This is a genomic window from Aquimarina sp. AU474, assembly GCF_900312815.1.
Classification (GTDB): Bacteria; Bacteroidota; Bacteroidia; order Flavobacteriales; family Flavobacteriaceae; genus Aquimarina.
In genome coordinates, this window is the sequence record NZ_OMPE01000008.1 from 802,584 (window position 1) to 815,989 (window position 13,406).

Consider the following 13,406-nt stretch of genomic DNA (forward strand, 5'->3'; position numbering starts at 1 on the left):
TTTCTTTATAATCCTTGTGCCTGAATTGCCGTTATAATTACAGTATTGTATACGTCATCTACCGTACATCCTCTACTCAAATCATTTACCGGTTTATTCAACCCTTGAAGCATTGGACCAATAGCCAAAGCTCCTGTTTCTCTTTGTACAGCTTTATATGTATTATTTCCAGTATTTAAATCTGGAAATATCAATACACTTGCTTGACCTGCAACTTCAGAATTAGGGAGTTTACTTTGTCCTACTCTCATATCTACCGCGGCATCATATTGGATAGGCCCTTCAATCTTAAGGTTTGGATGTTTTTCTTTAACTATAGCCGTAGCGTTCCTTACAATTTCTACGTCTTCACCTTTACCAGAGGTTCCTGAAGAATATGACAACATAGCTACTTTGGGTTCGATCCCGAAAGCTGCAGCCGATTCTGAAGATGAAATTGCTATTTCTGCCAATTGCTCTGCATTTGGATTAGGGTTTATAGCACAATCTCCAAAAACTGAAACTCTATCTTCTAAACACATAAAAAATACCGATGATACAACCTTAACTCCCGGCTTCGTTTTTATAAATTGTAATGCTGGTCGTATTGTGTGTTGTGTAGTATGAACAGCTCCTGATACCATACCATCTGCATGCCCCTTATAAATCATCATAGTACCAAAATAAGAGACATCTGCCATCATATCCTTGGCCATATCAAGATTTACGTTTTTATGTTTTCGTAGTTCATAAAAAGTTTGTGCATAATCCTCAAAGTGTTCTGATTCTGTAGGAAATATAATTTTCACCTTCTTGAAATCAATAGGAATATCAAGTTTTACGGCTTTGTTCTTAATTTTCTTTTCATTACCTATCAACGTAATATCAACAACTTCTGATGCCAATAATCGAGATGTTGCTCTTAAAATTCTCTCATCGGACCCCTCGGGTAATACAATATGTTTTTTATGTTTTAAAGCACGTCTAAGTAAATTATATTGAAACATTCTAGGAGTTAGACTCTCAGATTTAAAAGTGATAAGTTTATCAGCAAGCTCATCTTCATTTACATATTTCTCAAAAGTACTAATCGAAGTATCTATCTTTTGTAGATTGTCTAAATAGATCTTCGATTTAATAGCTCCAATTTGATTAGTTACAGAGAATGTACCACTGGGCACAGATATGATAGGAAAAGATAAAGAAACGCCCTCTATCAGCTTAAGAATCGATTTTTCTGGTACTATGCCACCCGTTAATATTATTCCTGAAATTTTTGGATAATTGTCAGAAATATTAGCTTGTAATACCCCTAATATAATATCTGCGCGATCTCCCGGAGTTATTACCAAACTGTTATCTTTAAGGTGAGTAAGATAATTACGCAGCTGCATCGCTCCTACTCCAAAATTACCTGCTTGATTATTTAGATATTCTTTACCGAACAATACATTTCCGCCCAGCTCATTTACAATTTCTTTTATTGTAGGATTAATCAAAGAATTAACCTTCGGTATAATGATTCTATCCACATCGCCACCAAAATCTTTTTCAAAATGGGAGTCCAAATCTTTTTCACAACCAGGAGTAACTTTATTGGCTACCAACGTCATGATCTCAACATCCTTACTATTAAATGTATCAAAGGCTAGCTTTAGATTAGCTACAATTTCTTCATTCTTTTTATCAACTCCACTGGCCACAATAACGGCAGGTATACCTAAGTTTTTAGCGATAATAACATTGATATCAAATTCAATAATACTCCCTTCATCAGAAAAATCAGTTCCTTCTACAAGTATGAAATCAAACTTTTCTTCGAGGTTTTTATATTTTCTGATAACACCATCAATGATTTCTCCCGATTTTCCTTGATTATATTTTTGAAGTACTTCGCTACGGGTAAACGCATAGGCATTTTTAAAATTAATATCCAGTTCAAAATGAGATATTACGGTGTTGATATGATTATCAACTTCTCCTGCTGCAGGATCGTCAATTATGGGTCTAAAATACCCTACTTTGGCAATCTTACCAAGAAGCATACGCATCATCCCTAAAACAACAATAGATTTACCACTATTAGGTTCAATAGTGGCTATGTAAACGGCTTTGCTCATGTATATAAATTTGGTTGCGCAAAGATACATTAATACGCTAATTTAATATATGCAAATGGTATTAATGTTTTGATCCCTTTTAAACAAACAAAAAACGAGATCCAATAACGGACCTCGTTTTATAATGCATCATTTTTAAGGAGATTTAATTAATATCTTCTCCTTTTTTTAATTTTTCTAATTCTCCTGTTAATCTTCCTTTAAATCTATCTGGAGCTTTAGTCATAGAAGTATTAATCGCTTTGATAGCATTTTTATAATCTCCTGTAGCTGCATATGCCTTGGCTAATCCATAATTAGATGGCCACGCCCCATTAGAATTTTTAACATTGTTCTTCAAAATATCCAACGCTTTATCTTTTTGTCCTTGTCCTATTAACCCTGTTCCTAGTCTAAATACTTGAGTGGCGTTACCTAATTTAGCTGCCTTGTCTACAAAAGTCAAAGCTTCGGCCGTTTTACCTTGCTTTACCAAAATTTGAGATTTAAGAGATAGGTTTGCAAAAGTTTCTTTACTAAAAAAGTTTCCACTTATAGAAGCATTAACCCATTCTAGTGCTTGATCCACTTCTCCTGCATTAAATGCATAGTTAGCTGCGTTATCCCATGTAGTTTGAGTAAATCCTGTAGTGTTGCGTAAATCGTTTTTAATTCCTTCCATTACGATATTTTTTACATCAACATCAATCTTAAAAGGAATTTCTTTTTTCTCCCATCGTAAAGCAGCTATAGTGCTATTCGCCTCAACTGATGGAAATAGAAAAGTTAAAACCTCGGTATGCGCCGCTTCTTTAGTTTGAACATCTACTCGCAAAACATCTTCTTTTTCATCATAGAAATAACTTCCCCATGATGTAGAATTAGTAGACAGTATAATAGTTGCACCACCATCTTCTTTTAAAGCTATATGCAATCCATATAATCCTGCTTTAATATCTTTTCCTTCTATTTTAACATCATTGGTGAACTCTATAGTACTATTCAAATTAGCTCCAGCTCTCCATGGAGCAGATTTAGAAGTCCCAAAATTAAGATCATTAAAACCATAAGGTACTAGTTTACCCCAGATTTCACGTTCTTTTACACTCGGTCTCCCATAATCAATAGTTATATCCGTGATACCCACTCGTTGGGTTACTTGTGATCTTTGACTTCCTTCTGGTGTTTTTAATTGCGCATTTGTTTGCGTTGAGAACAACATCATTGCGCTAGCAATACATGCCGTGAGCAGGCTGGTTTGTTTCATGACTGACTTTTTGAATTAATTATAAAATTGGGTAGATACAAGATCTACTTGGGCAATTTAATAGGTTATCATCAATCCTAATGTTACGGTAGTGTTAAACTCAAATACAAAGTCATAATTGATTGTTAAACACATTTACTCATTTAACAACTCTTTCACAAAACCTTCAAATTCTGTTTTAAAACTAATATATTTTTCACCAGTAGCGGGTCCGTTAAATCCTGTGTGTATTTTTCTTACCTTACCTTTTTTGTCAATAAAAATTGTGGTTGGATACGATAATACATGATTTAACATTGGTAATTTTTCTTGAGCTTTCTTTTTATCTGAAGTGCCATGTTGTGCCAAAAGTATTGGATACGGTACATGTAACTTATTTTTTAATCTATTAATAGCTTTATAGGCTTTTTCTTCGGTTCTCGCATATTCAAAAGCCAATGCCACAAATTCTATTTCATTATCCTTGTTTCTATTATAATAATCCACATAATACTTGGTTTCATCCATACAATTTGGGCACCATGTGCCCATAACCTGAACTATAACCACTTTGTCTTGAAATCGCTTATCAGATAGAGAAACTGTTTTCCCTTCTACATCCGGAAAACTAAAGGCTAAAGCGTCATATCCTTCTTTTAAAAAAGTTAAAGAATCTGCTTTTGGTAATTCATAGTGTTCATTACGCTTAGCTACAAAAGGTTCTTTCCAATGGTTACCAGAATAAAAATGCCCATTCATTGTGCTATCGGTTACCTGCCCTGTAAATAAAAAGGCATGAGCTCCATCAAAAGCTGATAATCGAAATTGGTTATCATTTATTACTCCTTCGAGAAATCTGTAATCACCTGTTGTGGTTCTAAAAGTACCTGAAACAATATTTCCATTTTGTTTAAAAATACCTTTAGCAATATATCTATCTTCTTCACTATCCTCGCTAAATACTGTTTCCCAATTACCCGTTATATTTTTTGAAGGTTTTGACTTAATTTCGAATCTATCCTGCGCTCCAAATTTTGCAATAAAAGGTACTACCCTATTCAAACTTTCTTTAATAAAGCTACCCGAAATAGTCATCGAATCTTTAAAACGACCAGCTACATATCCTTCAAATATTGGGAATTTAATCAGAATTGAATCTCCATTAATCTCTACTTCATCTACCTCTATGGTTTCTTCAGCATTAAATATTCTCAAGGTTTGATCATCCATTACTTCAAACAAAAAAGGAAGTTCTTTATCCTCTTCGACCATTAAACTGGCTCTCCATGGGCCACTTTTAAAATCTATCGATTTTTTAGTTTCCTCTTTTTTACAAGAGTTAAGAATAAGTGTACAAATAGAAATTAATAAGATTGTTTTTTTCATTAGATAAAGCTTTATATAAAAAGTACGGAAAGTTACTCAAAACTTACGTGACAGTTTCTATTTCATTAAAATTTTGAAAAAAATAAATATGTATACAATGCATTCGATCACGAATAGCATTTTATTTAAGATAAGCCAATAATACTGTTTGTAACCTCTTGGCAATATATTATCTTTACCGACTGAATTTAGAAAAATCATCAATGAAAATTTCATACAACTGGCTAAAACAATTTGTCAATCTTGATTGGGATGCAGAACAAGCAGGTGAATTACTTACAGATTTGGGCCTTGAGGTTGAAGGAATAGACACCTATCAAAGTTTAAAAGGAGGCCTAGAAGGAGTTATTATAGGACAAGTATTAAGTTGCGAGAAACACCCTAATGCTGATAAATTAAAAGTTACCAAAGTTGATTTTGGAAATGGAGATCCTGTTCAAATCGTATGTGGTGCTCCTAATGTGGCTGCAGGGCAGAAAGTACCAGTGGCAACTATAGGAACAAAGTTATATGATGATAAAGGAGAAGAATGGGTCATAAAAAAGGGGAAAATTCGTGGAGAAGAAAGTCACGGAATGATCTGTGCAGAAGATGAATTAGGCCTAGGACAAAGTCATGATGGTATTATGATACTTGATACCGATATTCCTGTCGGTACCAAAGCCTCAGAAATATTTGATATCGAAAATGATACTGTTTTTGAAATAGGGCTTACACCAAATCGTGCCGATGCAATGAGTCACTGGGGAACCGCTAGAGATCTTAAAGCTGGGCTTTTACAAAAAGATATTACGATTGAACTTATCACTCCTTCTGTAAGTAATTTTAGGGTTGAAAACAGATTACATAAAATTGATATCGAGGTTAAAGATGCAAGTCTGGCTCCTAGGTATTGCGGGGTTACCATTTCTGATATTAAAGTGAAGGAGTCTCCTTCATGGTTACAAAATAGATTAAAAGCAATAGGTATTACTCCTAAAAACAATGTCGTAGATGTAACTAATTATGTGTTGCATGAACTTGGGCAACCATTACATGCGTTTGATGCTCATTATATCGATGGTAATAAAATTGAAGTTAAAACTTTAGAGAAAGGAACAAAATTTACCACTCTCGATGAAGTAGAGAGAGAATTGCACGAAGAAGATTTGATGATCTGTGACGAGACAAAACCTTTGTGTATCGCTGGTGTATTTGGTGGGATTAATTCGGGAGTTACTGAAACTACAACATCAATTTTCTTAGAAAGTGCCTATTTTAATCCAGTAAGCATCCGAAAAACCGCCAAAAGACATGGTTTAAACACCGATGCTTCTTTTAGATTTGAACGAGGTATCGATCCAAATATCACCGAGTATGCTTTAAAAAGAGCAGCTTTGTTGATACAAGAACTTGCAGGTGGTAATATATCAAGTGAAATCATTGATTTATACCCTAAGAAACTCGAAGATTTTCAAGTTTTATTATCCTTTGAAAACGCAACCAAGTTAATTGGAGAAGAACTTCCTCAGGATACTATTAAAAGCATACTTTCGTCATTAGACATAAAAATAAATAGCATATCTGAAACTGGAATTGGATTAACAATTCCTGCCTACAGAAATGATGTACAAAGAGAAGCCGATGTTATTGAAGAAATTCTTAGAGTCTATGGTTATAACAACATCGGATTTACACAAAAGTTGAATGCTTCAATATCTAATATAGATAAGTTTTCTGATTATAATGTGCAGAATACGATATCAAATCAATTGGTAGGACAAGGATTTAACGAAATGTTGGCTAACTCCCTTACTTCACCCGAGTATACAAAGCTTAGTGAACAGCTAAAGGGTGAAAATAATGTTGTTATGCTTAACCCATTAAGTAATGACCTAGCGGTTATGCGCCAATCCCTGTTATTTTCTGGATTAGAAGCCATATCTCATAACATTAATAGAAAACGATCAGATCTTAAATTATTTGAATTTGGAAAAACGTATCATTCTTATAATGAAGAAAGAGTTGAAAACAAACATTTAGGAATTCTCATATCTGGTAACAGAGCTTTAGAGAGTTGGAAAACTGGACAACAAGCTAGTGATTTTTTCTTTTTAAAAGGTGTTGTATCTTCAGTATTAGAACGATTAGGATTAGGGATACAGAAATTAAAAACCTCTACTTTCAAAAATGATGTTCTTTCTGAAGGTATTATATTTAGTCTTGGAAAAACAAAACTTGTTGAGTTCGGTATTGTAAAAAAATCAGTGCTTAAGCATTTTTCGATCTCTCAAGAAGTATTATATGCCGATTTTAACTGGGATAATGTTTTAGCATATGCCAAGCATACTAAAATAAAATATAAAGATATCCCCAAGTTTCCTGAAGTTCGTAGAGATTTTGCATTGTTAATAGATGATGTTGTTAAATTTGAAGATATTCAGACTATCGCTAGACAAACCGAAAAGCACCTCTTAAAGAATGTAAATTTATTTGATGTATATCAAGGTAAGAATTTGCCAAAAGGTAAAAAATCATATGCTGTAAGTTTTATTTTACAAGATGAACATAAAACTCTTACGGATAAACAAATTGACAAAATCATGAATAAACTGCAGCATAATTTTGAAAATAAATTAGGAGCTGAATTGAGATAAAAAAATCAATTTATATATCATAATAAAAAAAGCTTTTGAATATTTCAAAAGCTTTTTTTATTCCCTAAACGGTTATATTTATTCTCTAGAACCTAATAAAACAATGGAATGACAGATAGGTGACACCTAAATGTCGTAGTAAAAACTAGGAGCTATTGATAGCTTTGTTTCAAACAAAAATCAAAAAATTATGGAAGATCAATCAATAGCGAAAAATTTAATTTATCAAAGAAAACTTAAAGGGTATTCTCAAGAAGAACTTTCGGCAAAAACCCAGGTTACTATTAGAACGATACAACGTATAGAAAAGGGAGATGTAAATCCTCATTTGCAAACTATAAAACTTTTGGCCACTGCCTTAGATATTGAAGTCGAAGATTTGTTAATCATAGAAAATCCAAAAGAAGAAACCATTCAAAAAAAGTGGCTGCTGTTAATGCATGGTGCTCCTATTATTGGGGTAGTTATTCCTTTATGCAATATTTTTATTCCCTTATTTCTATGGATTCACAAACGAGAGGATAACAAAGTTTATGATCAACACGGGCGTGCTATTATCAATTTTCAGATCACCATTACTATTCTTTTTATAATATCAATAATTACATTAGTTATATTACCCGGAGCTTTTTTCTTCTTTATAGCTGTTATCCTTTTTAGTATCATCATGATGATCAGAAATGTAATCTCTGCTGTAAATTCTCAAAAATGTTATTACCCATTGTCAATACCATTTTTAAAAAAGAATAAAAGATTAGAAACTCTGGGAACTCTAATGATTTTATTTTCCTTGACTTTTGGTAGCTGCACAAATGCATCATCCAACCAGTATATAACGCGATTAGATGGATCGACTATTAGTAAAGATTCTTTAACCTCAAAAATTAAACAACTACTCCATGATGCTAAAGTACATGGAGCTGCAATTACCGTTTTAAATGATAATACGATTGATTATCAAAGGGTTTTTGGATATAAAAATTATGAGAACAAAGAATTGTTATCGGATTCTACAAATATGTATGGCGCTTCTTTTAGCAAAGCTGTTTTTGCTGTACTTGTCATGAAATTAGTAGAAGAGAATGTGATTGATTTAGACACTCCTTTAGCTTCTTATTTGCCCAAAAAAATATATGAGTACAAACCGCTTACTAGATGGCATGATGATTTCTCTTCTTTAAAAACAGATACGTTGTATCATAAAATAACAGCACGAATGTGCCTAAATCATACTACGGGTTTTAAAAATTCTCGCTGGTATGAAGATGACCAAAAATTACGTGTGAACTTTGAACCTGGCAGCCTTTACAGTTACTCTGGAGAAGGTTTTATCTATTTACAAGTGGTATTAGAAAAATTACTTGATCGAAACCTTGAAGAACTAGTTAAAGAGAAAATATTCGTTCCTCTTGGTATGCATAATTCAAGTTACCAATGGAATCCTTCATTCGAAAATAATTTTGCTTATGGTCATTCTAAAATAGGGAAACTACACCCTAAAGATATTGATAATGAACCTAGAGCAGGTGGAACTTTAGAAACCACGGCAAAAGATTACAGCAAATTTATGGAAGGAGTATTACAACATAAAATTATTACTCCGGTATCATGGAATGAAATTTTTAAACCTCAAATTAAGATTAATTCTCTGAGGCAATTTGGCCCGTTAACAGCAAAACACACTAATGAAAATGATAATATTAACTTAAGCCATGGCTTAGGGTGGGGTACACTAAAGTCTCCTTATGGTTGGGGTGCTTTTAAAGGAGGACACAGTAACGGGTTTAGACACTATTCTATTGTATTTCCTAAAGCTGGGAAAGGAATTATGATTATGACCAATAGTGATAATGGAGATGGTATTTTTAAAGAACTTTTAGAAGTTGCTTTAGCAGACCTCTATACTCCTTGGAAGTGGAAAAACCTTATACCTTATAATGCAAAATAATCTTGATCTTATATCAATAAAAAACCGGAATATCAGATGATATTCCGGTTTACAATTTTTAAACTTTTAAAAGAATTAGTTGCCTCCTTCTAAAGCTTTTAGTTTATTCTTCATCTCTTCAGCTTTTGGGTCATCTAGCTGATAGAAAATATTCATTAATGTACGTACTGCTTCTACATTATCAGGATCACTCTTTAAAGCTCCTTCAAGGTAAGGTACTGTACTTTTATAAAGATCTTGTCTTTGTTGTTTTAAAGAATCATAACGCTTGTAGTCTTTACTAGAAGTACCAAGATTATTCATCTCATCAACAATTCCTTTTTCTTTACCTAAAATTAGAGCAGCGATATTAATTTGTGCTGCCGTATAATCTTCTTTTAACTCTAGAGTCTTTTTATAGTACTCCATAGCTTGTTCATTATCTCCAAGACGAGAAGCACTTACTCCTAAATTATATAATAAATCAGGGTTTTCAGGATCATTAGCTACAATTTGCTCCATGATCTCCTTATATTTTTGGATATTTCCTAACTTATAAAACACATCAGCTTCGGCTTGTAATAATGCAGAATCATTAGGGTTTTCAGATTTCGCCTCTTCAATAGCCTTCATTGCCTCTTCATCCTTACCTTGAGTAATGTAGATAAGAGCAATGTTTTTCGCTATTTCTCCTTTTCTTGATTCTGTAATACGAGTATCAGGCTTGATATGACCACCCGCTTTAACAGTAAGATCTCTAGTTTGTTTTGAATCAAAAGTTTCAATTTCACCAGTTTCTTTATTGGTAGCTATAAATTCGGTTGTAATACCACTAAATCCAAGATCTTTCAATTCATTATAGTATACTAACGCATCATCATAATCTTTTGCATTTACCGCATTACCTGCAGCGTAATATAGATAGATAGTATCTTGCTTATTCGTTTTATAACCAACATATAGTTTATCTGCTGCTCCTTTATAATTTTTAGCATTTTGATCTTTAATTGCATTTTCTACTAAAGATTGACGTAATGTCTGTAATTTTTGACTTGCTTCAGCAGTGTATTTAGCATTTCCAGCTGCCTGCTCAATTTCAATAGATTTTGCAAAAGCATTAGCGGCACCTTCAACCTTATCTAAAGAAGAATCTGTAGAAGTAGATAATACTTGACCTTTAAGAAAGTAATATTGTGCTTTCATTTTTTCGTCAGCAAGATCCAACTGTCCTTCTACTGCTTTTAATGCATCAGCTGCTATTTCTAAATTACCAGATTTAATGGCTTTAGTTGCAGCCTTTAATCCTTGTTTTTGAGAAAATCCAATAGCACTAAACGCTAGGAATAATACTAAGATAAATTTTGTCTTCATCACTCGATTTTTTTAATGGGATTTAATTATTCTTCTGTTTTCTTATCAATATTCGTGCCATCTGAATCAATATTCGAATCAGTTTCAGAAATAGTAGTTTCATCTACCCCTTCTTCTTCTTCAATATCGTCTTCGTCGTGCATAACTTTTGCTACTGCAGCTATAGAATCCTTACCTTTTAAGTTAATAAGACGAACACCTTGCGTTGCTCTTCCCATAACTCGTAAATCTTCAACAGATAAACGAATAGCAATACCTGATTTATTAATAATCATTAAGTCATCTAAATCAGTAACATTCTTGATGGCAACCAAATTTCCGGTTTTATCTGTAACCGAAATTGTTTTAACACCTTTACCACCTCTATTGGTAATTCTATAATCTTCTAATTTTGAACGCTTACCATATCCATTTTCTGAAACCACTAAGATATTACTTTCCATATCATTTACGGCAACCATCCCTATAACTTCATCAGTATCATTAGCCAAACGTATACCACGTACTCCAGAGGCTCCCCTACCCATCGGTCTGGTTTTCTCTTCTTCGAAACGAATTGCTTTACCAGACTTAACGGCCAACATCACTTGACTCTTACCATCGGTAAGTTTTGCTTCTAATAGCTCATCATCATCTTTTATGGTAATAGCATTAATACCATTGGTTCTAGGTCTAGAGTATTGCTCCAAAGATGTCTTTTTGACCTGACCTTTTTTCGTTGCCATTATGACATAATGATTATTAATGTACTCTTCATCTTTTAAATCTTGAGTACAAATAAAAGCTTTCACTTTATCATCAGAACTAATATTTATAAGATTTTGAATAGCTCTACCTTTTGAAGTTTTACTCCCTTCCGGTATCTCATAAACTCTCATCCAGAAACATTTTCCTTTTTGAGTAAAAAACAACATATACTGGTGATTGGTACCCACAAATAAGTGTTCAAGGAAATCTTCATTACGGGTAGTACTACCTTTCTGTCCAACTCCTCCTCTATTTTGCTTCTTATATTCGTTAAGCGAGGTACGCTTGATATAACCTGCATGAGATATTGTTATTACAACTTTCTCATCAGGAATCATATCTTCTATACTTAAATCTCCTCCTGCATATTCGATTTGAGAACGACGATCATCACCGTACTTATCTTGTATTTCGATAAGTTCTTCTTTGATAATATTCATTCGACGTTCTTTCTTATCAAGGATATCTTTTAAATCCTCTATCGTCTTCATTATTTCATCATACTCAGCACGTAACTTGTCCTGCTCAAGACCTGTCAACTGTCTAAGACGCATCTCTACAATTGCTTTTGCCTGAATTTCTGAAAGTTTAAAACGTTTGATAAGTTTCTCTCTTGCTTCATCTGCATTCGCAGATGCTCTAATTAAGGCTATTACTTCATCTATATTATCTGAAGCTATAATTAAACCTTCTAGTATATGAGCTCTTTCTTCTGCTTTTCTTAGTTCGAATTTTGTACGACGCACAACAACTTCATGTCTATGCTCGACAAAATGATGAATCATTTCTTTAACATTCAACAACTGAGGTCTTCCCTTAACAAGTGCAATGTTATTTACACTAAACGAAGATTGTAATGCTGTATATTTATAAAGAAGATTGAGAACAATATTTGGTATTGCATCCCTCTTAAGTATATATACGATACGCATACCTTTTCTATCCGATTCATCACGTATAGTAGATATACCATCTATTTTTTTATCATTAACAAGATCGGCAGTTTTCTTGATCATATCTGCCTTATTGACTTGGTAAGGGATTTCAGTAACAATAATACATTCTCTACCATTAACTTCTTCAAAAGTTGCTTTGGCACGCATTACTATCCTACCTCTACCTGTCTTAAAAGCTTCTCTAACCCCATCATAGCCATAAATAATACCCCCAGTAGGAAAATCTGGTGCTTTTATGTGAGTAATTAACTCATCAATCTCGATGTCGTTATTATCTATATAAGCAATAGTACCATCTACTACTTCAGTTAAATTATGTGGTGGCATATTAGTAGCCATACCTACTGCAATTCCTGAAGCTCCATTAATCAATAACCCTGGTATTCTGGTAGGAAGAACTGTTGGCTCTTGTAATGTATCATCAAAGTTAAAAGTATGATCAACAGTATCCTTTTCAATATCTGCAAGCATATCTTCAGATATCTTACGCATTCTTGCTTCTGTATAACGCATTGCAGCAGGGCTATCACCATCTACAGAACCAAAGTTACCTTGACCATCGACCAACATGTATCGCAAACTCCATTCTTGAGCCATTCGAACCATTGTGTCATATACAGAGGTATCACCATGAGGGTGATACTTACCAAGAACTTCTCCCACTATTCTTGCTGATTTCTTATGAGCACTACTAGCTCTAACACCGAGTTCATGCATTCCATACAAAACACGCCTATGTACAGGTTTAAGACCATCCCTAACATCTGGAAGCGCACGAGATACTATTACCGACATTGAATAATCAATGTAAGCAGACTTCATCTCATCCTCTATATTGATAGGTATGAGTTTTTCTCCTTCTGTCATAAAAAACTTTTTTCTAAAATTGAATTAATAAACGCGCTAATTTAAGTAAATTAAGACGTTTTTAACACCCAATTACCTAGGTAATATACGTAATTTATTAACAAAAAGAATCATATCCATCGTTAATAAGTCTATAAAGGAAGGTTTTGATAATTAAAGCTTTTTTTGTCTATTTACCCGTAAAAGCAAAAA

Annotated in this window: 7 protein-coding genes; 2 read left to right on the forward strand and 5 right to left on the reverse strand. The window is 33.4% G+C overall.

Annotated elements, in window-relative coordinates; all coding sequences use genetic code 11:
- Positions 1-5 precede the first annotated feature (5 nt).
- The 3 genes from pta to DK508_RS13470 form a co-directional block, all read right to left on the reverse strand.
- Positions 6-2,099: a phosphate acetyltransferase gene (pta, locus tag DK508_RS13460; RefSeq protein ID WP_109301270.1), complete on the reverse strand. Its 2,094-nt coding sequence runs from the start codon at positions 2,097-2,099 to the stop codon at positions 6-8.
- A 145-nt stretch (positions 2,100-2,244) separates the two neighbouring features.
- Positions 2,245-3,345: a DUF2911 domain-containing protein gene (locus DK508_RS13465; protein ID WP_109301271.1), complete on the reverse strand. Its 1,101-nt coding sequence runs from the start codon at positions 3,343-3,345 to the stop codon at positions 2,245-2,247.
- 135 nt (positions 3,346-3,480) lie between these two features.
- On the reverse strand, positions 3,481-4,710 hold the full coding sequence (locus tag DK508_RS13470) for a peroxiredoxin (protein WP_109301272.1): 1,230 nt from the start codon (positions 4,708-4,710) through the stop codon (positions 3,481-3,483).
- Between the two features lie 203 nt (positions 4,711-4,913).
- Here DK508_RS13470 and pheT point away from each other — a divergent pair, with 203 nt between their 5' ends.
- The gene (gene pheT / locus DK508_RS13475; protein WP_109301273.1) at positions 4,914-7,346 is read left to right on the forward strand and encodes a phenylalanine--tRNA ligase subunit beta; all 2,433 of its coding nucleotides are present in this window, start codon (positions 4,914-4,916) and stop codon (positions 7,344-7,346) included.
- Positions 7,347-7,536: 190 nt separating this feature from the next.
- Complete coding sequence (locus DK508_RS13480; protein ID WP_109301274.1) at positions 7,537-9,294, forward strand: serine hydrolase; 1,758 nt, start codon at positions 7,537-7,539, stop codon at positions 9,292-9,294.
- Positions 9,295-9,369: 75 nt separating this feature from the next.
- Here the strand turns inward: DK508_RS13480 and DK508_RS13485 are convergent, their stop codons facing one another.
- Entirely contained in the window at positions 9,370-10,644 is a 1,275-nt protein-coding gene (locus DK508_RS13485) for a tetratricopeptide repeat protein (protein WP_109301275.1), read from the reverse strand.
- 26 nt (positions 10,645-10,670) lie between these two features.
- Positions 10,671-13,214 (reverse strand): DNA gyrase subunit A, encoded by a 2,544-nt coding sequence (gene gyrA / locus DK508_RS13490; protein WP_109301276.1) that lies wholly within the window; start codon positions 13,212-13,214, stop codon positions 10,671-10,673.
- Positions 13,215-13,406: the final 192 nt, after the last annotated feature.

Coding starts and splice junctions, on each gene's coding strand:
- DK508_RS13465 (WP_109301271.1), bottom strand. CDS start 3,345: ATGAAACAAACCAGCCTGCTCACGGCATGTATTGCTAGCGCAATGATG.
- DK508_RS13480 (WP_109301274.1), top strand. CDS start 7,537: ATGGAAGATCAATCAATAGCGAAAAATTTAATTTATCAAAGAAAACTT.
- DK508_RS13470 (WP_109301272.1), bottom strand. CDS start 4,710: ATGAAAAAAACAATCTTATTAATTTCTATTTGTACACTTATTCTTAAC.
- DK508_RS13485 (WP_109301275.1), bottom strand. CDS start 10,644: ATGAAGACAAAATTTATCTTAGTATTATTCCTAGCGTTTAGTGCTATT.
- pta (WP_109301270.1), bottom strand. CDS start 2,099: ATGAGCAAAGCCGTTTACATAGCCACTATTGAACCTAATAGTGGTAAA.
- pheT (WP_109301273.1), top strand. CDS start 4,914: ATGAAAATTTCATACAACTGGCTAAAACAATTTGTCAATCTTGATTGG.
- gyrA (WP_109301276.1), bottom strand. CDS start 13,214: ATGACAGAAGGAGAAAAACTCATACCTATCAATATAGAGGATGAGATG.